The organism is Flavobacterium sp. GSB-24, assembly GCF_027924665.1.
Taxonomy (GTDB): Bacteria; Bacteroidota; Bacteroidia; order Flavobacteriales; family Flavobacteriaceae; genus Flavobacterium.
Genome location: NZ_AP027043.1, coordinates 3,546,171 through 3,569,020, shown reverse-complemented (window position 1 = coordinate 3,569,020; position 22,850 = coordinate 3,546,171). Strand labels below are relative to the sequence as shown.

At 41.6% G+C, this 22,850-nt stretch carries 17 protein-coding genes; 10 read left to right on the top strand and 7 right to left on the bottom strand.

The features are described 5' to 3' along the window. Window positions 1-63: 63 nt before the first annotated feature. The 7 genes from QMG60_RS15450 to ssb all read right to left on the bottom strand — a co-directional run bounded on the left by QMG60_RS15450 (window position 64) and on the right by ssb (window position 5,380). Window positions 64-867: a PRTRC system ThiF family protein gene (locus QMG60_RS15450; RefSeq protein ID WP_281865550.1), complete on the bottom strand. Its 804-nt coding sequence runs from the start codon at window positions 865-867 to the stop codon at window positions 64-66. After that, window positions 864-1,592: a PRTRC system protein B gene (locus tag QMG60_RS15445; protein WP_281865549.1), complete on the bottom strand. Its 729-nt coding sequence runs from the start codon at window positions 1,590-1,592 to the stop codon at window positions 864-866. Before QMG60_RS15445 ends, QMG60_RS15450 begins: the two co-directional genes overlap by 4 nt. Next, a complete protein-coding gene (locus QMG60_RS15440) occupies window positions 1,585-2,757 on the bottom strand; it encodes a hypothetical protein (protein ID WP_281865548.1) in 1,173 nt (390 codons plus the stop codon). Before QMG60_RS15440 ends, QMG60_RS15445 begins: the two co-directional genes overlap by 8 nt. A gap of 15 nt (window positions 2,758-2,772) precedes the next feature. Next, complete coding sequence (locus tag QMG60_RS15435; RefSeq protein ID WP_281865547.1) at window positions 2,773-2,991, bottom strand: PRTRC system protein C; 219 nt, start codon at window positions 2,989-2,991, stop codon at window positions 2,773-2,775. A 25-nt stretch (window positions 2,992-3,016) separates the two neighbouring features. Continuing rightward, window positions 3,017-3,697 (bottom strand): PRTRC system protein E, encoded by a 681-nt coding sequence (locus QMG60_RS15430; protein ID WP_281865546.1) that lies wholly within the window; start codon window positions 3,695-3,697, stop codon window positions 3,017-3,019. Window positions 3,698-3,819: 122 nt separating this feature from the next. After that, on the bottom strand, window positions 3,820-4,893 hold the full coding sequence (locus QMG60_RS15425; protein WP_281865545.1) for a DUF932 domain-containing protein: 1,074 nt from the start codon (window positions 4,891-4,893) through the stop codon (window positions 3,820-3,822). Window positions 4,894-4,951: 58 nt separating this feature from the next. Continuing rightward, window positions 4,952-5,380 (bottom strand): single-stranded DNA-binding protein, encoded by a 429-nt coding sequence (gene ssb, locus QMG60_RS15420; protein ID WP_281865544.1) that lies wholly within the window; start codon window positions 5,378-5,380, stop codon window positions 4,952-4,954. An 873-nt stretch (window positions 5,381-6,253) separates the two neighbouring features. Between ssb and QMG60_RS15415 the strand changes: the two genes are divergently transcribed. The 10 genes from QMG60_RS15415 to dnaE all read left to right on the top strand — a co-directional run bounded on the left by QMG60_RS15415 (window position 6,254) and on the right by dnaE (window position 22,768). Continuing rightward, window positions 6,254-7,339, top strand: a complete 1,086-nt coding sequence (locus QMG60_RS15415; RefSeq protein ID WP_281865543.1) for an RES family NAD+ phosphorylase — start codon at window positions 6,254-6,256, stop codon at window positions 7,337-7,339. Between the two features lie 67 nt (window positions 7,340-7,406). Continuing rightward, window positions 7,407-8,561: an HNH endonuclease signature motif containing protein gene (locus QMG60_RS15410; RefSeq protein ID WP_281865542.1), complete on the top strand. Its 1,155-nt coding sequence runs from the start codon at window positions 7,407-7,409 to the stop codon at window positions 8,559-8,561. Between the two features lie 105 nt (window positions 8,562-8,666). Next, window positions 8,667-9,143 carry a hypothetical protein gene (locus QMG60_RS15405; protein WP_281865541.1) on the top strand — a complete coding sequence of 159 codons (477 nt, stop codon included), beginning with the start codon at window positions 8,667-8,669 and terminating at the stop codon, window positions 9,141-9,143. 138 nt (window positions 9,144-9,281) lie between these two features. After that, complete coding sequence (locus QMG60_RS15400) at window positions 9,282-9,917, top strand: hypothetical protein (protein ID WP_281865540.1); 636 nt, start codon at window positions 9,282-9,284, stop codon at window positions 9,915-9,917. Between the two features lie 211 nt (window positions 9,918-10,128). Continuing rightward, the gene (locus QMG60_RS15395; RefSeq protein ID WP_281865539.1) at window positions 10,129-13,920 is read left to right on the top strand and encodes a hypothetical protein; all 3,792 of its coding nucleotides are present in this window, start codon (window positions 10,129-10,131) and stop codon (window positions 13,918-13,920) included. 303 nt (window positions 13,921-14,223) lie between these two features. Next, window positions 14,224-15,210 (top strand): hypothetical protein, encoded by a 987-nt coding sequence (locus tag QMG60_RS15390; protein ID WP_281865538.1) that lies wholly within the window; start codon window positions 14,224-14,226, stop codon window positions 15,208-15,210. 190 nt (window positions 15,211-15,400) lie between these two features. After that, on the top strand, window positions 15,401-16,435 hold the full coding sequence (locus QMG60_RS15385; protein ID WP_281865537.1) for an ATP-binding protein: 1,035 nt from the start codon (window positions 15,401-15,403) through the stop codon (window positions 16,433-16,435). A gap of 269 nt (window positions 16,436-16,704) precedes the next feature. Continuing rightward, complete coding sequence (locus QMG60_RS15380) at window positions 16,705-17,928, top strand: AAA family ATPase (protein ID WP_281865536.1); 1,224 nt, start codon at window positions 16,705-16,707, stop codon at window positions 17,926-17,928. Window positions 17,929-18,529: 601 nt separating this feature from the next. Further along, on the top strand, window positions 18,530-19,711 hold the full coding sequence (dinB, locus tag QMG60_RS15375; protein ID WP_281865535.1) for a DNA polymerase IV: 1,182 nt from the start codon (window positions 18,530-18,532) through the stop codon (window positions 19,709-19,711). Window positions 19,712-19,714: 3 nt separating this feature from the next. Beyond that, on the top strand, window positions 19,715-22,768 hold the full coding sequence (gene dnaE, locus QMG60_RS15370) for a DNA polymerase III subunit alpha (RefSeq protein WP_281865534.1): 3,054 nt from the start codon (window positions 19,715-19,717) through the stop codon (window positions 22,766-22,768). The last annotated feature ends 82 nt before the right edge of the window (window positions 22,769-22,850 follow it).

Sequence of the window (22,850 nt, the reverse complement as noted above, 5' to 3'; positions counted from 1 at the left end):
TAAACGCAAAAAGACTTTCCCGACCAAAGGAAGGGAGTGTCTTTTTGTCGCCCGATTTCGGGCTTATCCCACCCCAATGGGCTGTGACCGAAAATCTTTCAGATTCAGAAAAAATCCACGGTTCTCTGTCATTCCCTCTCGAAACAGATTCCACAATAGCGAGCATCCCATCTGTGCCAAAGCGGAATTGATAAACAAATCCTGCTTTTCAAGCGCCTCGGCAAGTGAACAGCTTGGCGTGTCATCCTGCTGATCAGATTGATTTAAGAGTTCCTCAAATTCCTCGGTCACAAACGGCAGGCTCGTCACGGTTTCAAATTTTTCGGACTTAGGCTGTGGGATTTCCCCAACAGTGGAGAGTATGACCTGCCCTGTATACTGGCTGTTGCCAAAATCCATCCAGTACTTCGGGTCGTCCCTGTGATGCCTTTGGTTACTGTTTTTTAAAATATCGGCTATGTCAAAACGGGACTTCACGCTGTCCGTGCACGTGATATAAATTGATGCCTTTGCATTGGCGGGCAGTTTGCAGAAACCGTCCCTTTCAAATTTTACGGTTTCCGCTTTCCAGTTTGTACCCGTAAAACGGTTGGCTCGGTTGGTAAGTGCCACGGATTTATACAGTCCGACCTCGCTGGGCGCAAAACGCTGTCTGCCAAGGTTGGCATTTGTGATAATATCATCATCCCAAAGGCGAACCGAAAACCCTGCATGCCCGAGCGCTGTAAGGCTGTGGTTCATTTCCATAAGAGCGGTTAATACCTTTGAGCCTGTACCGCCTGCCCCGATAAGGTTAACCGCTATTGGATTAGTCGGGTTTATCAAATAAGGGTCTGTAAAATGCATTTTGGTTTTCTCGGTATTCATGACAATAGGTTTTTAAGTGTTTTGTTATTCTTTTTCAATACTGCTGTGGGAAAGGCTTTGCCTGTCGAGATTAAGTCTTTCCACAGGCTGACGCAGTTGCCTTTTACGGGGCTGTTCTCTCCCATCAGGTGGCTGAAGTAGCTGTTGAAAAAATAATCCTCCCACGCCCTTGTAAATTCCTCCACCGATGCAGAGTTTTTAATATCGATACTGACCGAGCCCATACATACCCTGCCATCCTCATAGATATTGAAAAATGGCGCATAGTACAGTGTTGTTTTCTCCGTGGGTCTTCTGTTGCTTAAAACGGCAAATACCCTAAGGCTGTTTTTATTTGCCTGCCAGATCATGGACGGCACAAACCCCTGACCGCTTGGAATCCCCAAGCCCTCTATAAAATAAAGCGGTCTTTTTTGGGATTTGGTGTACCATATCACAGCGCCTTTGTCCCTGCTTGGATTGATGTGCAGTATAGTGGTTGGCAGAATCCCGACGGGTTTTAAAAAAGCAGACTGCTTCTGCTTTTCGGTTAGAAGCGCTTTGGCGAGCGCCCCTGCTTCACGCTCTGTGAGCGGATGCGAATTGATAGGCGTGCCGTTTCTATCCATATCAAAATGCTCTACATATACTTCTTTATCTAAACCTTTACTTTCATAGAAAACAAGGGCGGATTTCGGGTGGTAAAGCGTTCCGAAATTCTCTGTTATATCAACTGCATTATTCATTTTCTTGGTATTTATAATTATACAATAAAGCGCACAACTCGTCCAAAAGGGCAAACAGCAGGCTTTCAAAATCAAGGCTGTTTTGGGGCAGTTCTTCTCCGTCAAAACATTTTAAAATCATCGGCTCATCCATTGCACCGTACTCGTTAAACTCATTGTTGATGCTCTCTTCAATGCTTTCATAAAGCCATCCTTTGGTATCGGAGATAAAGGAAATATACTTTTCCATCCCGATGCCTTCGCTTTCGGTTTCCTCTTCATCCCCGTCGGGTGTCGGTGCATTTCTAAAAATACTTTCATTGGGATAGTCGCTGTATAACTCAAAAGCTTTTCGGGCTATATCCCTGCACTCGGCATCAAAGACATCATGGCATTTAAAGCGGTGTAAACGCTTTTTAAACACTGCTAAATTCATGCGGTTGAAAATTTTCTTTTCCACACAGTCGCCAATCATTTCCGCCTTGTCAAATTCCCGCACATACCTTTGGTTTTCTTCCCTGTCCTCGTCCTGCTCTGTCCAGTCTCGGTGCATCTCATAGAGCCAGTAGAGATAACTGCCCTGCTGTCTGAAATACGGAATATCGGCGCTATGATACAGATACGAGCAGACCGATAAAAGCAGATGCGCATTCTGTTTGTGCTTCGATTCTCTGAGCATTTGATAAATAGGTTCAATGGGGATATAATAGAGCGTTGTGCCTGTGCTGTATTTTTCCTCGCTGAGCAGATACGTTCTGTGGCTGTCCTGCAATAACCGCAGTTCAGAAAAGTTTCCCACACTTTTTTTGAGCTTCTCTTCCAAATCCCATACAGCCAATGCCATATTATAGGGATATTCAAAATGAGAGGTTGGCATCGGCACAATGCGGTAATGCCCTGCTAGGCTGTCAAGAGAGCTATAAAAATCGCTTTCCATTTTGGAAATATCCCCACAAGCCTGTAGCGTTTTACTCTTTTGTAGTCTGGGCAGAAAAGAAACCTTTAGAAAACCATCGGTAGCATCCCCGCAGGTACTGACCTTGGTTTGTCTTTCTGCACCTCGCCTGTGTCCTTGGGTCTCTGCATCCAACCCATAAACCCTGCGAGCTGTGCGTGAAGCTGTTTTTGTCTTTTTCGCTCGGGCAGTTGCACTGTTCCCGATATGATTGTCTGTTGCATAATTCATGGCTTTAAATTTTGGTCAGCCTTTTGTTCCCATTACCGTTTCAAATCGGTACTCGACCGCATCGTCCCTGATGGCGGGGGTTGATATTTTGGCGGTGGTCAGTATCGGATAGGTCGGGGCATAAAAATTCAGTACTGCTTCGGTGCTCCATCTCGGTTCGGGGTCGGAAAGCCTGATTTCCTGCCCTTTGTCTTTGAGTATAAAAACCCGCTGTAATTGTGCTCTTAATAACATGATTTCATATTTTTAAATTAATATTCTACTCTTCTGCTTCGGGGTCGTCCTCCCAGTATTCCGTTTCCTCGGTGTCCATTTCTTCTCCGTAAATGTCTTGCTCCTGCGTTTCGGGGTCTTCCTGCTCCTTATTGCTGTGTTCGGGAAAAAGCGCCTCTCTTGGCGGTTCGGGCTGTACTTTGTCATTGGTATTGCCGAATAAATCAGGCGCAAATTTTGCCGACAGTTCGGATTTTCTTTTGCGTATCTCCTCCGCTTTCAAGGGAAACTCATGTATTTCGGGCACTTTTATCCATGCCTCACGAAATTTCCCTTCTTTTTCCAGTTCGTGGGCTTTTGTCATGGCATCGCTGAATTTTTTGTCTTTGGCTTCGGATTCCTTTTTTTTGCTGTCGGCTTTTTCCTTCTCCATTGCCGACTGCTGTTTTGTCTGCTCGAGCTGTTTCATATAGCCTTCCATGTCGACCATAAGACCCGAGGCGGACTGCATGGGCGCTGTGATATTCTCAAAAAAACCGCTGTCGAGTTCCTCGGCTGTTCCCCGCAGATTTAAAGGCGGTATGCTGTGCTTTGCAGTGTCCCCGCACGCCTCGTTTTGGAGCATGACAAGTACGATAAGCCTGTTTTCTGCTCCTTTGGCTATTGTAATATGCAAATCCCCTATAATCTGCAACTGCGCTATCTGATTGAAAAAATTGGTGTTCATTTGATTAAAATTTAAATTGTTATTTGCTTCCTCTCTATGCTTCCGTATTTATAATTCCGATAGGAATTATACTTTTTACAAGGCTGTCACGTTCTCGCAACAGCCTTTGTTTATCTGCTGTCCTAATTCAGGTTTAGGATTTCCGCACCATCTGCCTGAAAACCCATGCATAAATCAAATGCCTTTTGGGCTTTTCCCTGGGCTGTGCCTCCCATAACAATCGACTGCAGTTTGGCTTCATCGTCCTTGTATTTGCGTACATTCTGATAGTAGCCCGTCACGCCATTGTACGCCCCGAAAAGTGTGCCTTTGGTTGTGTCCATCAGCTGTGATTCGCTCGCCATGGCATAGGCAAAAGCATCCTCTACGGTATTTTTAAACACGGTAGACATTTCATCCTCTGCCCCCTTTTTGATTAAAGCGAGTGTTTCGGTATTGGGGCATAATGCCAATTGAATCAGTTTTTTAACCTCCCTGTCTGTTACTTTAATTTTAGCCCACTCGTTAAAAATTCCCTCTAACTGCGTGCTTAGTTTATCTGCCAGTCCCATTACTTTATGGGCATCGTCAAGTCGCTGTTTAGCGCCTGATGTATGGCGGATACGCACCACGTTGCTCATGGAACGTAGCGAAGCGTTAAGGGTATTTTGGCATACGATGCGTATAGGCGTAAAAGCCGCTGTGATGCTTCCGCTCCCATCGTGCGAGGTAGTCAGGAAAATGTATTTTTCCGTTACGTCATCCCCATTACCCACACGGATATAGTCAGGCAGTTTGGCGGTAATAAAGATGCGTTCACCCTGCCCGAGCGCCCCTGCCGTTTCGTACAGTATACCGTCACCGCCCCCGACAATCGCATCAAAAAAACTGAACGCCTCACGGTTCTGTACGATATGGTAGTCTTTCCCAACTACTCCCAAAACGGCATTGCTGTCGGTACGGATGGTGGCAAAACAGTCAGGGACTGCCAGTTCGGTACTGCCCACTTCAATACCCTCACGGGTTACGATAATTTCAGAACCCTTGCTGTAAAGCGGGCTTTTTGCCACCTGATAATCAAGCCCTGCGTGTTTAATGGCTTCGGAGCTTGTCGGGTACTGCTCCACGATCTGCCCAAGCCCGTGCCATGCTTTTTCCTTTACGCTGAAAAAAGAGTAGTTGCCTGTCTTGCTGTTATAATTGATATTATGTGCCATGATATTTGATTTTTAAAGTTTGAAAATAGAATTGTTTAGACCCCTTTACTGCCTGATGTTAAAACGGGATGTTGTCCTCAGGCTCTTTTAAGGTGGCTTTTTTGCTTTCTCCCTGTACCGCATTCAGCCCAGTTTGAACCGCCTGCCCATTTTGAACTGCTTGCGCACCTTCGGGCTTCTTCCCGCCCCCGTGCAGTTTGATATTCGACGTATTGAAATTAAGCCCCGCGCGAGGCTCCCCGTCATTCCCTTTCCACGCCCTTGCGCTTACCATCCCAGTGAGTTCCACCACCGTGCCTTTGGTCAGCCACTCGGCAACCCTTGGGCTTATCCAGTAGGCACACTCGAAAAAGGTGGTCTGCTCTACCCTGTCGCCTTTTTTGTTTTTGTAGCTCTCGTTGATGGCTACCGAAAAATTTACTACCTGTCTGCTGTCTGACAAGGTGCGTACCTGCGCATCTTTTGTCACTCTTCCTGTAATGTTCATGATTCCTGATTTTTAAATATTTATTTACTTTTATTTACTCTACTGCTCTTAGTTCTATAGTTCCTTGTACCCCTTGTATCTTTTTACATTCCTCGAACCCAAAAAACCAAACTCCAAAAGTCCGACATCACACCCGCAACCCACCGCCTTAATACTTTTCATCTTCCCGCCACACCGCCTTTCTTTCTATCGCCCCGCCCTGTTTACTTTCTTTTCCTGCCCCGCATTTTTACTTTTTACTTTTTTTACTTTTCTTTTTTTGAAATTTTATTCGGCAATGAGAGCAGGCGCTGTTTTGTTTCATCATGGCGTTTTCAATATTTCAATTCTCATTTCTGACATTTTTTTTTATTCGTCTAAAGAGCCGCAGTATGCTATGTTTTGTTTCATGAGCATAAAAAGGTGAGTGTCCGGCAAAAGCAAGGCTCCGGCAAAAAATACAACCCGCATGGGTGGAGATTTTTTGGCAGGACCTGAAAGACCCGGCCTTGCTTTTGGGTAAGGACACGGACTACCTTTGCTCCTGAAATAAAAACAGAAGCATACCGTGTCTTTGATAAAAAGCAAAAGGGAAGCAACGGGGATACTAGGGATAAAGAGCAGTCAGGAAGAAAAACAGTAAGCACTGTGGTGAATTCGAAAAACAGTCCTGTGAAACCGGTCACTGCTGCAGAAACCACAAGCCGGAATTAATTACTGAAAGAACAGCCGCACAGCTGAAAAGATTTGGTATTTCTTCTTATATTCGCTTAAAAATCTTACGAAAGGCAATTAGCCAGCTATAAAAGTCGTATTGGAGTCATTTTATGGCCTGTATAGATTAACAGCAAATAATTTTCTTAAACAATACCCTAGTTAAATAATAATAAAAAAATGGAAGACGAATTTAAAATATGTTATAAATGCTCAAATAATGAAGCCCTTCAAGAGGAAATAATAAAAATGGGGCAAACCATTGACCAATGTGACTTCTGCGATAACAAGAATTTATTCGGATTAGATCAAGACTCTTTAGAAGAAATCAAGCCTTATCTAGAGGCCTATGTTGCATATTACTATCCGCAAGAAGATTGGGATGGCCGTTACGGCACAAGAAACTACCTAGAAACTCTCTATGAGGAAGAATTATTCTTCAGCTGGAAAAAAATAGAACAAAATGAAAAATACGAATTATTGTATTATTCAATTGAGAATAACGATTTCAAGACACTAATTCTTGATGACCATTGGGCCAGTCCCTGGGCCTTAGTTAATCAGGAACACCATACATTGTTAAACTCTTTGACCCGTGAAGATAATTTTAAAAATAAATTACAGGCAACAGCCGAGTTAATCAGTAATGCTGAGTTGATGCTTAAAGACAAAACAGTTGAAATAGCTGGTTACAGGTCTAGAATTGGATGCAACCAGGCTCCAGGCGAATTTGGAAGGATTGTTAATGTTCCCTATGACAAAAAGGATATTGGCGTAGCCCCAAAAGATGCAATCAGTTCGGGCAGAGCCAACAGGGCTTTCTGCGGATTCCTGTATTTATCCGAAGATATTGATACAAGCGTTTTGGAAGTACGCGCCCAGAAAGGTGATCTGGTATCGGTTGGAGAATTTCATTCCAAAAGTCCATTACGCATTTTCGATCTTACCAATCCAGATATTTGGAAGTTCAAAGAAAACTATAGAACGGTAAGACAATTGGAGTTGATTTCCGCGATCAATTCATTATTTTCAAAGCCGATAGGCAATGGCAGTAATTCCATTTACCTTGACACTCAGCTTATCGTTGAAGAAATAATCAGAAAAAACTATGATGGAATCTGCTTTCGAAGTTCTTTTTCCGGCAATAAAAATTACACGCTTTTCAATTCAGATTTAATGGAAGAACAATCAGGTAAAGGAAAAGTCCTTAAAGTTGATAAAATGGCATTGACATTATCGGAAGATAAAGACGATTTTTGGGATTGATTCTGTTCTATTCATTAATTTGCTGATCAGAATAAAATATGGTTATAAAATTTTTAATCTTATTGTATTGAAAAGAAAAGCAGAATTTCTAAAGATGCTCGGGCACGCCCGCTATAATGCCAGAACTTTAGCGATCCGCAAACGAGGTCTTAACACTATTATAACATCAAACGAAAAACGATTTAAAAGAGCAATTATGGCTGATCTGGAAGATTTTATTCAGCAAAATGAATGCGTTTACAAAGCGGAGCGCTATGCTGTCCGCGACAACGGAGCGGTACTGCGCCATCCACTTCAGGGAAAGCGGCCCCGGCCAACGGACAGCAAGTGGACTTTTGGAAAACTAAACATAAAGACGGGGTATTTAGAAATTGCTTCCGAGCGCATTCATAGAATAGTTGCAACTGCTTTTCATGGGGAACCGCCGACAAGAGAGCATGTAGCCGACCATATTGACACAAACAGACAAAATAATCGGCCAAGCAATATACGGTGGGTAACAAGACTGGAAAACATTCTTCTGAACCCTATTACAGCAAGACGTATTGAACTTACCTGTGGAAGCGTTGAAGCGTTTCTTGCCGACCCATCAAAATTCCGCGACAAATTCCGGGAGCCAAACTACGAATGGATGTGTGCTGTTTCAGTTGACGAAGCTCAGGCAAGCTTAAAACGGATGCTGGCTTGGGCAAAAAGCGACAAGCCATTACAGGGAGGTTCGCTGGGAGAATGGATTTTTGGCCGAGAAATTGCTGAGAATCTGGCTGCTCCAAGACCCAATTACATATTATCCAAGACACCGAATGCCGCACAACGGATTGTTTTCAACTTTGAGGATCAACCAAACGAATATCCGAGCACTCCGCAAGTCTTTGAGGGCGACCCATTGGCAGCTTATAATGAACGTCTTATCAAGGGAGCAACTTTTTTCCGAAACCATAACGGAGAATACGTAGTTTTAAAAAGTGGATTTTCTAGAGACAAGGAAACCTTATATGTACTTACAAGGGCCGATTATGTATATCGAGAACAAAAAGATGGAGACTGGAAGCCTGTACCAATAGCTGAACTTCCAGAAAAATTTTCTGATAATGATCTGGATCATTCACTTGCGGAAGTAACCTACGGAGATGGTTTATTTATACATGGAAAGGCCGAGACGGGTTTCCATCCAACAGAGGAGTTAGAAGAATTATTCGATAACTTAATACAAGGATTATAGATAATACATTAATTGTTGTTAAACAAGAAAAGATAACGTAGAGCAAAATGCCTAACCGTTAACAGCCATTTGGCGCAATTTCACAGCAAAACTTAAAAAATAACAATGAAAGTAGAAGACTTTTTTTATAACAGTTCGTTTTTAGACCTGTATGTTTTAAAACCTTTGTGGCATTTTCGTGATACTTGGGATTTATCTTGGGACAAGAACACCAAAAGATACATTGTTGAAAACGATAGTTTTGGCAAAGAATTGAATGACCTAATAACGGAGTTGGAGAATGTCAGTCCTCCTGACAACTATCACGAAAACGAAAATAAACTTGCAGAATATGTAGCCTCAAGGTTAAATTGGGGGATTAAAAAAATCAATAATCGCTGGACAGAAGCTGATTACAAGCTAATTCTCGAACAAGGCGGGTTTGGTGATATTGATGAGAAAAATTTAGTATCAGCAGCTTCCGGAAGAATTCATGCCGCATTAAAATTTGGACAGAATCATTTTGATGAAATGGAAGAAGGGCACGCTGTAATACTGTCAAATATTCTGTCGATAATTTTGTACCATAGAAACAAGGTCTAACAGCCGTTGCGGAATAGATTGTTTAGCTAAAACCGGTTTTCGCTTTTCTGCTGCGAAGTCATACATTAGCCAGAAACTAATCAAGAAGCCTGCACTACGCCACATGCCATAACGTTAACAGTAATACAGAAAAAAACAATGGAAATAATAGAAACAACGAGAGCAAATGTAATTGAAAAAGCTGTTGAATTTGAAGAATTAATATCCCATCTGCTTTCAATGTTATTAGAAGTTGATAAAAATGAGTCAATATCTTTTGGACACAAAAATATTGCTTTAAGCTTTAACGCTAAAATCAACTTATTGATTGATTTAAAATTTATTCCAAAAGAAATATCTAAAGACTTTCAGCTTTTTGCTGAAATTAGAAACAAGTTTGCACATGTTCTGTATGTTGACTCTTTTGTAAAATGTTTTGAAATAATAGAAAGAAGAGATTACTTTCTAAAGAAAGCTTCTGACGATATTTTGAAAGTCGACAAAAATGATGAAGCAGTTTATTTAGCAGCTTTTGATCTTCTATGTTTTGAACTTGGAATTTGGTTAAGAGTTACCCTGAAAATGATATCCGATAAAAAGTCACAGGATTTAAACAAGACCGGAGCAATAGAAATGATTAGGGGCTTTATTCAATATAATCCCGAAAGGAGAGAAAAAGAATTAGATAACTTTATAAAAACAATACAGCCTGTAATTGATAAAATCATTCCTGATGAAGAGTTTTTAGAAGAGTATAAAAGATTATTGAAAGAAGCTGAAGAAGAATCAAAATAGAAATGAGTCTACTTTAATACCTGCTATAGAAAAAATAACAGCGGAACAATTAATATCAAGTGAAGAACAGCAGTTGCTAAGATCCAAAAGCTGCAGTCTCTTCCTGTTCAAACACTAAGATTTTTCAATACAAAATAAGTTTAATAGAGGGAATATTACATAAATCTTACTAATCAATATTCTTTTGACTAATCAAATTTAATTAAATCCTATGAAATTAATTGACAGAACGGATATAGAAGACTGGGCAGATAAATATGAAGGAAAAGGCTTTTTTCCCTACCTGGTTTCAAAACTGGTTTATTTTTCGACCCTGCCCGGGGCGCAGATTAATATTCCCTATGGAAGCGCTGTCTATCTTCCGGGCTGGGATGGGGTAATTTATTCCGATCAGAAGAGGCCTTATGTACCTGCCGGCAGATCTTTGTGGGAATTCGGGACAAATAAAGATTTCAAATCTAAAGCTGATGAGGATTTTGATAAAAGAGCAGAGAAACCCTTAGGATATGATGCATCTGAGTGTACCTATGTCTTTGTAACGCCAAGGGTCTGGGCAAAAAAGGATGCTTGGAGGCTGGAAAAATTAAGCCAGAATTTATGGAAGGACATCCTGGTGTTTGATGCAGTCGATCTGATGCAGTGGCTTGATCAGTCCGGTCCTGCAGCAATCTGGTTTGCCAGGGAAATAGGAAAGGCTCCAATGGAAGGCGCTTTGGACGCAGAACAGTTCTGGACAGAATGGTCCATCGGAGAAGCAGGACAGCTTCCTCCCAAGATCATAACTTCCGGCCGCGGAAATGAAGCTGGCCAACTCGGCGATTTTCTTAACGGGGATCCCAGCATCATCACTATTCAAGCCAAAACCAAAACCGAGGCACTTGCATTTATAATTGCCGCGGCAGATAATTTTGAAGAAAACCAGAAACAGCGTTTTTTTTCAAAGACAATGGTAGTTGAAAAAGAAGAAAGCTTCAGGACCCTTTCTATGAATTATGTAAAGACCTCTTTAAACCTGATTGCTAAATTCGATGATAAAACCCTTGTAGGCGCTGCTGTGTCGCAGGGCCATCACGTGATTATCCCTGCAGGGGCAGATGACACGCTAACCCCCAAGAGCATTATCCTGCCCACAATCAGCAGAGAGGGCCAGGTAGAGGGTCTGGCAGAAATGGGGCTTGCCAGAGAAGTAGCCGAACGCTACAGCAGGGAAGCCGGCAGGGATATCAATAAACTGAGAAGGCTATTGAAATTTATTGACAATAAGGCTCCGTGGTATAAGTCAGAGGACATACGCGAAATTATCCCTGCCCTTATTCTTGGGAGATGGAATATCCATAATCCGGGCGACTGCGAAATCCTGGAAAAACTGTCTAAAATGCCTTTTGATGAGTATCTGGCGGTATTATACCGATGGAGGGACTTGGAGGACTCCCCTATACTTCAGATCGGCGGTACATGGAGGCTCACTTCCCCTCTTGATCTTTGGAACAGCGTATCGAAATATATCAGCAGGGATGACCTTGCAATTCTTGCAGAATATTTCCCCGCTGTCTTTACCGATGCCGGAAACAGCGGCGAGACACACATGATACAGATAACCTATTCCTTCACACCTCCAAAAAAGTACTCCCCATGGGCTCGTGAAGGGCTTGTCCAGACACTGATCCTGCTCAGCCTGTATGGAGAAGCTATAAACCCTGCCTTCCTTTCCAAACCTGAAAAGTGGGTGGATCAGGTGGTCGACAGTCTATTGTTCGATGCAGATGCCGCACTATGGAGAAAAACCAACCAGAAGCTTCCCCTGATTGCTGAGGCATCCCCGAAAAGCTTCTTCAGGGCAGTGCAGAATTCGCTGCAAAAAGACGAACCTGAGATTATGGGCATGTTCAGTACAACAAGAAGCTTTTTGGGCGAATCCAGCAGCCACACCGGGCTGCTATGGGCACTGGAAGGGCTTGCATGGCTGCCCGAATATCTTTTTCAGGCAACAGATATATTATTAAAACTGGCTGAAATGGATCCAGGAGGAAATCTGAGCAACAGGCCGGCCAGAAGCCTGGCTGACATTTACAGACCCGTGTATCCCCAGACAACTGCATCTCTTGGCGAGCGCATGGAAATGTTGAATGCCGCAATCAGTAAAAATCCAAAATCCGGATGGGAGCTGTTAAGAAAGCTCATGCCTAGATACCATGATAACTGGACTCTCAACAGCAAGATGAGATGGCGTCTTTTTGATAAAAGCACCGAATCAGCCAGTTCCCCTGAACAGACCAATTCCGCATTCCAGGCCGTTTCGGATATGATGCTGGAACTGTTTGATGGCAGTGATGAGAAGTTAGCGGACATCATTAGACATTCATCTGAAATGAGATCTGCCCAGGAACGTGAAAAACTACTGGTTTTTATCGAGGAAAATTATCCGCGAATACCTAAAGACAGTACTCTGTCTAGAGATGAAACAAGAAGAATACTGCACCTGCACCGCTCCGCACCCGATGCCGACTGGACTCTCAATGAAGAGATTCTTTCGCGCTATCAGGCGGTTTATAACGCTCTCGAACCCGAAAATGTCACCGCAAAATACAGATGGCTCTTTGAGTCATCACAGGTGAATTTCCCGCATGGCAGCCAGGAGACCGACGATGATGAGAAGGATGAATCCGACTATAATACAAGAGTTCTAAAAGCCCGAACTAAAGCCATTCATATTTTATCGGCCCAGATAGGAATTCAGGGAATTACTGCAATGGCTGATTCGCCGGCGATAACCGGCACACTGGCATTTAGCCTGTCCAGGATTGAACAGACAATAGATGAGACCATTTATATAGTTTCAACATTAAAAAATGAATATGCAAATACAAATTTTGTAAGCTTATATATAGCGGCTAAAACAGCTGCGAAAGGACTGCAATGGCTTTTTGGGCTTTGCTGTGAACTGGAAGATCTTAAGCTGGACGATAATCAGCAGTATACGCTTTTCAGCCAGGTGGACCACTCACAGGAATTATGGGACCATATCGAATCAAAGAGCGAAAGCTTAAATACGACATACTGGCTCTCGATCCCCCCTTATTTCTACCGCACTACAGCTCAGGAAAGCATAGCGGCCATAAATAAGCTGATGGAGCACAAAAGGTTTAAAAGCGCTCTCAGGGCAGCGAGACACATTAAAAAAGAACTATCCACCCAGATGATCGCTCAAGTACTGCAAAGGACTGCAACAGAACAAAGCATAGATAATTTTCTTCTGGAGCCGCATGAAGTCACCGGCCTTTTCAAAGAAGTTGCATCAAGGGATGACATAACAAAAAAAGAAATGCTCGATCTGGAATGGCTGTATCTTCCGGTGCTCAATTCCTACCATTCAGACTACAGCCCCAGCCAATTGTACGGCGAGCTGGCAGAAAACCCACATTTCTTCGTAGATGTGCTCTCATGGCTCTATATGCCTGCTGATGCTGAAAATATCGAGCCTAAAAGGAAAAATATCCCTGAAGAGAATCTGAAGCAGCTCGCACATCAGTCTTACGAGCTGTTGGACAGCTTTAAAAAGATTCCGGGTGTCCGTTCTGATAATACAATTGACAATGAGGAAATGAACCTGTGGATTACCCAGGTCAGGGACCTAGCTCAAAAGGCGGGCCGCATTGAAGCTGCGGACAGGCATATCGGAATGCTTCTGGCCTATTTTCCAGAAGAAGGCAATGACTACTGGCCACCGGATGAAATCAGCACTATAATTGAGCGCATAAACACCCCCAGCCTTAAAGATAACTTTGCTGTAACCGTTACAAACAAAAGAGCTTCTACAGGCAGAGGAGTCTTTGAGGGAGGAATAATAGAAAAGAACAATGCTGCACATTTTCACAAACTTGCCGATCTTCACAAATACAGGCATCCAAACCTATCTGAAATTTTTATCCAAATTTCGGAAAATTATTTAAACACCGCAGGACATCATGATAATCAGGCTGAACGTGACCAGATGGATTATTAATGGAAAAAAAGCAAAAGAGAAGCAATTGGAATACGGCAGATAAAGAGCATCAATAAAGAAGTGCTGCCGGATTCAGCATGAATTCCAAAAACTGGCTCCCGAAGTTGCATAGCATTGCAGAAGACGCAAGCTCAAATTAATTAGTAATACCTATTGCCACGCAGCTCAAAAGATTTGGTAATTATTCTTATATTCGCTTAAAAACCTTACCAAAAACATAACCCCAGCTAAAGCTGTATCGGCGCCATTTTATAAACGATATAAATTACTTGCGGGAGAGCTAAATTAAAACCTAATTAATAAATGAAAAAACTAATCTATTATCCAAACTTTGAATCTCATGATATAAACTGGCTCAAGTTTGCACTTTTATATATAGATAACTTTAGTCCAATAATTCCAGACACTGGAATGGGTTTCCTATCAAAATTATACAGAAAACTGCAATCTGAAACCGATTTATTGAACCTGCAACCCCTTGGTACTGGTGCCGGAATGAGAGCAACAAGCAAGGCTATTGATTATGTAACTAAAGTTTTGGAAAATCCTCATTTATTTGCTGATGAATTACATTCACCAAATATTGTTAGAAATTGGATCAATAGAGAACAGCAGAACTACACCCTGTTTGACGAAAAGTATGTTTCGGAATGGAAATGGTTCTGCCAGCGAAACGGTCTGGCAAAAGATTCTAAAAACGGAATTGATATTTCTAGAAGTTTAGGTGAAATATATATGACTTTTTTAGCACAAGAAGAAGCTTACGAAAAAGAGGCTTCACCTATAACTGACAATAGATATTTAGATAATTTGTCTATGGCTATAAGGTCAAAAGATGTCACTAATGACAATAAAATAGAAGTTGCCAAAAGCATAATTCAATATAATCTGCCCTTAGACTTTTCTAAAATTAGCATTGATAAAGTAATTGAAATTAGAAACAAACCTGATTTTAAAGCCAGACAGTCTGCCTTTCAAAGTGAATTGGATATGATGTACGATAAAATTGGAAAAGGTATCAGTCCCAATGAGTTTAGTGATTCTTATAAAAAAAACTTTGCAGATTGGTCAGGTGAATTAGCAGAATATGGCATTGAAGCTGTTGCTTGCGGATTATCTGCATATATCCTTTTAGAAAATACAAATGCAACCACCGCAGAATATATAAAAGAAGCTTTAGAAGTAGGTTTAGTGATATGTGCAGGAAAAAACATAGTTAAAAATATTAATAAGAATCACGAAAGAAAGTACTGCAGGCAGTATTTAACTGAATTACAGTCCGTAAAATAGGAAGTTCACAATAACTGCCGCATGAAATTATATTTTAGACTGAATTTGAAGATGTTTTTGTATTTGGAAAATTTATGTTTAATCGAAAAATCCCGCATCTTTATTCCTAACCTTGCCAAGTGTCAGAACGTTACGTGATATTTTGCCAAAGTATAATTCAAAAACACAGCTTTTAAAACAAACTAAGAGAATGAACAACTATTCGCATAATTATTTTGGCAAAGATTTAGATGAATTGACTTATGCAGATATATCGGATTACTTTGCCTCAGAGAAAGAAGAATCAGATAAGATTGAATTCAAAGCGTATCACGCGCAATATGGAAATTTCAATAAAAATTTTGAAGGAGCTGCAAGAGCAATCTGCGCATTTTTAAACTCCAATGGAGGCATATTGATTTGGGGCGCACCATTGGCAAAAAAACAAGGTGATAGAACTATCTTTCAAGGTGAACTATCACCGGTAATGGAATTAATAGAGAAAGATTCTTTAATAAGCAGAATCTCAGACTCCATAACACCGCTGCCTGTAAATGTGAATGTTAAAATAATAGAAAACAATAATCTATACTTATATATTTTTGAAATACAGCAAAGCAATTACAGCCCGCATCAATTTAAAAATACCTATTGGGCGAGACTGGATGGACAAACCAAACCAGCACCGCATTACCTGGTAGAAGCATTGTTTAGAAAAATCTCATTTCCTCAAATCGAAGGTTATATTGCATTTGACAAATTTGGCAATTATGATGCTGCAAGAGTTTATCTTGATATCACTGTTTACATTCTAAACTTTTCTGAACTACAAAATGAGTATGATGTCGAGTTCAGTTTAATCTGTCATGAGGCTGTCTTTGAAGGCTCATTTAAGAACATGGATGCATGGAAATATTATTCTTTGGGCGGACATAAATACGAAAGCGGAAATTACATTAAAACGCTGCATTTTGGAAAACCAGAAAGCATTAATGAAAAAATCGTCTTTAATCTAGATGAGCTAAAAGAAAAAAATAATGGCAATATACATATCTCATTAATTTTCGGCGGGAAAAATTCTCCATTAAAATCCTCGGAGTACAAATTGAATTTTAATGTAAATAATATTTCTCAAAAAAACCCTGATATTATAGAATTCAGTGCTGAAAATATATTTAGTTCTGAAAAACAAAGAATTTTAGGAACCACTAAAGAAAACTTACTTAAAACTTTACTTAGCAGATAAAACAGCAGGTAACAACTACAACGGATTTGGGCAATTGGCTCTTTCTACAGATGTTCACGGCCATTTAAAAATTTAATGATCAATTAAAGAAAAACCTTTTTTTAATAAATGAGAAAGTCAGCAATTTAAAACAATCTTAATATTTGCCTGCAACTCATAGATTTTATTCAAGAATCCGGTTATGGTTTCCAGCAATTGTAAATGTTTTTTTGTGGTGACCATAAAAAAGTAAATCAAGACTTTCACAAACAATAATTTCAATATTCATTATGCCTAGAGACGAATTTTCAGCATCCACCAAAAGATACCTTGCGCAAAGCGCCGGCTATCTATGCTCGATTTGCAGCAAACTTACTGTTGGGCCTTCTAGTGAGAGCGGGACGGCAGTAAGCTTAACCGGTCAGGCCGCTCATATTTCTGCCGCATCAGGCGGAACTGGCAGCAGAAGGTATGACAGCAGTCTAACTCCCCAACAGCGCAGTGCTGCAGATAATGGAATTTGGTTATGCAGTGACCATGCAACTTTAATTGACCGTGACGAGAAAAGATTCACAATTGAATATCTTAAGGATATCAAACAGGCGCATGAAGAAAAAATAAGACTAAAGCAGTCAGGGTTAAATGTTGAAAATGGGCTTATTACCAAAATTGAACTATCAAATTTTGGAAAAATCGATAAAGAAGTCACATTGAATTTTACTGACCGAAATATCATTTACGGAAACAATGGAGTTGGAAAGTCTCTTGTACTTGAATTAATTGCATCTCTTTCAGATAAATCATATCTGGATAGATGGACTAGTTCAAGCCGGCCAAAGGTAAATTCCTTCTGCAATATTCATTATTTTAAAAATAAGTCAAATAAATTCAATATTTCAATTGACCGCCAAGATAAGCTATCATACTCCTTCAACAATGCTTCGATGCCATTTCTTCTCCCAACTATGTCAATTCTTTACATAAGCAAAAGTTATTGGGACCACCTCAGTGAAATGCCTTCAAAAGAAAGAGATGAAAAATCAAATATTTCACTAGTTTCATCATACTTCAAGCTGACAGAAAATGAACTTATTAATATTATAGGCTCAATAACCAAAGATAAAAAGCTTTTTTTCAATGATATCGACTATGATAAGGAAAGTAACGACATCATAGTAAAATTTAATGGACCCAGAAATGACTTTTACCGTCCTTTTTCATCTTTATCTCATGGTGAAACTCTGCGGGTAATTCTAGAGATAACAATAAAAATTGCACACTATTATTCAAAATTTAATTCGACAATTTTATTGATTGAAAAAACTGGTTTCAGCAGTATTGACTATGCTGGAATTAACGTGTTGTTAAAAGCGATTCATAATGAAAAACAAGATTTTCAATTTTTCTTGGCATCAATAAACATAGATGATTATAATACTGAAGGTTTTAATGTATATGAGCTTTCGATAACAGATAGTGGAAACGTGCTGGCTTTCCTAAAAGAATTAACATAAAAGATTTGTAAACCATTTATGAAATTATCATTGATAAACTAAAAGCCGAAACATACAAAATAGATTTCATGTTTTTAGCCCCGATAGCAGTGGAAATCCTTCTGCGCCGGGGTTCGGCGCAGAAGATTGCAACGCATAGCGGGAAAAAGCTCCAAAAAAACAATATCAAACCAAAAAAAATCAAATACAAAAATCAAATACAAAAATCAAATACAAAAAACAAAATCAAACAAAATCAAACCAATAACAAAATCAAACCAATAACAATATCAAATCCTAAAAAAAAACATTAAACCTAAATATAATATCAAAAACAAAACAACGTCAAACCCAAAAACAATACTAAACACACCCCACTCCCCAAACCCTCCCGCAGCATACCACCATCATCCCCCCTCACAACCACAACCACCACACTCCAACTTCCCTGCACCCCACCCAGCCGAAAATTCTGAATAAACCCAAAACCGCCCCAAACCGCCATCCCCCGAACCTTCTGTAAAACAAGGAATTTTAAATTTTGTTGCTATTTGTAACATGTAAAAATTTAAAAATGTTCTTATCTGTACTAATTTTGTCATGTATAAAATGATAAAAGAGTATGGAAAGGTCCATTGTACATATCGATATGAATACGTTTTTCGTGTCCTGCGAAAGACTGGCCAATTCAGAGCTTCATGGCATACCGCTGATTATCGGGGGCGGTGACAGGGGTGTTGTGGCCTCGTGCTCCTATGAAGCCAGACGATTAGGCGTGCGCTCTGCCATGCCCATCCACATGGCCATGAAACTATGCCCGCAGGCCAAAATCATGAAAGGCGATATGGAACTCTACTCCAGGCTTTCCCACGACATTACAGAGATCATCCAGGAAAAGGCGCCCGTGGTGGAAAAAGCCAGCATTGATGAATTTTATCTGGACATTACCGGCATGGATAAATTCTACGGCAGCTACAGATGGACTGATGAGCTGGCACAGCGCATCACAAAAGAAACAGGACTTCCCCTCACCTTTGCGCTTTCGGTAAATAAAACCGTTTCGAAAATCGGAACCGGCGAAGGCAAGCAGAAACAGAACCTTGAAATACCCGAACATTTGGTACAGTCCTTTTTGAATCCGCTCTCCATTAGAAAAATCCCGATGGTCGGCCAGAAAACCTTCGAGCTTCTTTCGCGAATCGGAATCCGAACCATCCAGACACTCTCTGAAATGCCTGCCGAATCCCTGCAGCAGATGATCGGCAAAAACGGAACCGAACTCTGGAAAAAAGCCAATGGAATTGACAACAATCCTGTGGAACCCTACACGGAAAGAAAGTCAATTTCAACCGAACATACCTTTTCTCAGGACACCATTGATATACTAAAATTGAACAGAATCCTGCAGGGCATGGTGGAGAAACTCGCCTACCAGCTGCGCGCAGAAGAGTGGCTCACCTCAACGGTGACCGTGAAGATCAGATATGCCAATTTTGATACCGAGACCAAACAGTCTAGAGTTCCGTACACCTCAGCGGATCATATTCTGACCCAGACCGTCACTGATCTCTTTACCAAACTGTATCAGCGCCGAATGAGGTTGCGTCTTATCGGAGTCCGCTTCAGCGGACTGGTCAGGGGAACATACCAGATTGACCTTTTCAATGATACCGAGGAAATGCTGGCACTCTATCAGGCTATGGACAGAATGAAGACCCGTTACGGCTTTGATGCCGTAATGAGATGCGCCGTCGCCTCTTTCAAACCCAATACTAAAGACGAAATTTTAAAACGCAAAAAATAAATCATGTACCTCAACTGCCACTCTTTTCATTCGCTGCGCTACGGCACCATTCCGCTGGATGATCTGATAAGACAGACAGCGGATTGCGCTGTCACGGCGGCAGCCTTGACCGACATCAATACCGTTACAGGGATTTATGATTTTATAAAAGGCTGCGAAGCTTTAGGCATAAAACCGCTTGTTGGGATAGAATTCCGCTGCAGGCATAAATTTCGCTATATCGGTCTGGCCAAAAATGCTTCAGGACTTGCCCAGATGAACCGTTTTCTGACCGATCATAATTTCAGCGGAAATCCCCTGCCGGAAAAAGCCCCGGCTTTTGAATCGGTTTATTTTATATATGCTCTGGAAAATGCGCCGGCAGAGCTCGGCGAAAATGAATATATCGGCATCCAGCCTGACCAGCTCGGCAGGCTTTTTATGCCTGAGCTTAAAAAAAGGATTTTCAAAATGGTCGTGCTTCAGCCGGTGGTATTCCGCACTAAAAGGGAATACAACCTGCATAGGATCCTGCGCGCTGTTGACCTCAATGAGCTTCTGTCCAAGCTCGATCCTGATGACTGCTGCAGAAAATCCGATATGATGATTCCCGAATCGGAACTTATCGGGCTGTATAAAGATTATCCCGAGATCATCCAGAATACACGGTACATCATCGATCACTGTAATTTTAAGTACGATTTCGAGAGTCCAAGAAACAAAAAGCATTATACCAAAAATAAAAAGGGGGATATTGCCCTTTTGACCACTCTGGCCGAAGAAGGTCTGGTCTGGCGTTACGGAAGACATAACGCCGAAGCAAAAGCGCGTGTGGAGAAAGAGCTTAAAGTCATCAATGATCTTGAATTCAGCGGCTATTTCCTCATTACCTGGGACATCATACGCTACAGCAGCAGCCGCGGTTTCCTGCATATCGGAAGGGGTTCGGGCGCTAACAGCATTATTGCCTACTGTCTGGGAATTACGGACATCTGCCCTTTGGAGCTTGACCTGTATTTCGAGCGCTTTCTGAATGAAAACCGCAAAAGCCCTCCTGATTTTGATATCGACTGGTCGTGGAAAGAGCGTGATGTGATTCTGAAATACATCTTCGACCGCTACGGTTATGAGAATGTGGCTTTCTGCGGCACCAATGTGGAATTCAAATACCGCTCAATTTTCCGCGAGGTCGGCAAGGTATTCGGACTGCCCAAAGACGAGCTGGATATGCTGGCAAAAAATCCCATGAAGCTCCACCAGACCAACTCCATTGTCAAACTGGTGCAGCAATACGGTCTGATGCTCGAAAAATATCCCAATATGAGAAGCATGCATTCCTGCGGAATCCTGATCTCGGAAGAGCCGCTGACCAATTATACGCCACTGGAAATGCCACCGAAAGGATTCCCGATAGTGCTCTTTGACATGCATACGGCAGAGGATATCGGTTTTGATAAATTTGACATCCTCAGCCAGAGAGGCATCGGGCATATTGATGACACGGTAAAAATAATTGAGCAGAACAGAGGAATACGCATTAATATCCGCGACACGAGAATATCAAAAAACGAACAGTCCACAAACGTGTATCTTGCTGAGGGCAGGACAATCGGATGCTTTTACATCGAAAGCCCAGCGATGCGAGGACTTTTACGCCGTCTGAAATGCGATAATTATAAAACTCTTGTGGCGGCATCATCGATTATCCGCCCGGGAGTGGCGCAGTCGGGAATGATGAAGGAATACATCTTCCGACATAACAACCCGTCAAGATTTGAATATTTTCATCCTGTTTTTGAAAAAGAGCTCGGAGAAACCTATGGCATTATGGTGTATCAGGAGGACGTGATAAAAATTGCCCTGCATTACGGCGGGCTCTCAGCCGCCGACGGCGATATCCTCAGACGTGCCATGTCGGGCAAGGGACGCTCAAAAGCCGCACTTCAGAAAGTAAAGGATGATTTCTTTATTGCAGCCGCGGCAAAAGGGCATCCCGAAGCGCTGAGCCAGGAAATCTACCGCCAGATCGAATCCTTTGCAGGCTACTCTTTCTGCAAGGCGCATTCTGCCTCCTATGCCGTGGAAAGCTACCAGAGCCTATATCTGAAAGTGCACTACCCTATTGAATTTATGGTTGCCGTCATAAATAATCAGGGAGGATTTTACCGTACTGAAATCTACGTGCACGAAGCCAGAATGGCCGGCGCTGTTATCCATACCCCCTGCGTGAATAAAAGCGGATATGAAACCGCGCTTTACGGCAGCGACATTTATCTGGGCTTTATGCACCTGCAGGGACTGGATTCCAAACTCTCGCAGTTCATCGCTTTTGAGCGTGAGAGAAACGGCGTGTACAAGTCACTGGAGGATTTCATAAACCGTGTTCCTATGGGCATCGAGAATGTAAAGGTGCTTATTTTTATAGGCGCTTTCCGCTTTACGGGAAAAACCAAAAATCAGCTGCTGGTGCAGGTAAGCCTTTTGATGAATAATTTCAAACCTGAAAACCGCGGGCTTATGCTCATTGAACAGCCTGCCAAAGAATTCAAACTGCCTGTTCTGGAGCGCTCGGTATTTGAGGATGCCTTTGATGAAATTGAGCTTCTGAATTTTCCCGTTTCCTGCACCGTTTTTGATCTGCTGCAGACAAGACACCGAGGGGATGTGATGGTGCGCGACCTCTTAAAATACCATAAAAAGCAGGTACGTATGCTGGCGTATCTTATTTCAACCAAGCAGGTGCCGACCAAAAGGGGCAATATGTATTTCGGAACATGGATCGATAATGAGGGAGCCTATTTTGATACTGCACATTTCCCTGATAGTCTGGCAAATAATCCATTTCAGGGAGGAGGCTGCTACCTGCTTTTGGGAACCGTGGAAATTGACTATCATTTCCCAACCATCACCATTTCCAGAATGGCGAAAATGCCTTTTATCCCTGATCCAAGATATTCGGACTCGGAAAAAAGGTATACCACGCAGCATAATATCAAACAGGATATCAGCAGCACCCATCGCCAGCCTTATCCGCAGGAGCATGAAATTAATCTACCGCGCCACAGAATGAAATTTTGAATATTTATTTATTTATTTATTTATTTATTTATTTATGCAATGTCCTAAGAATGAATTAAATTTGATAGAGGAGTAAAAAAAG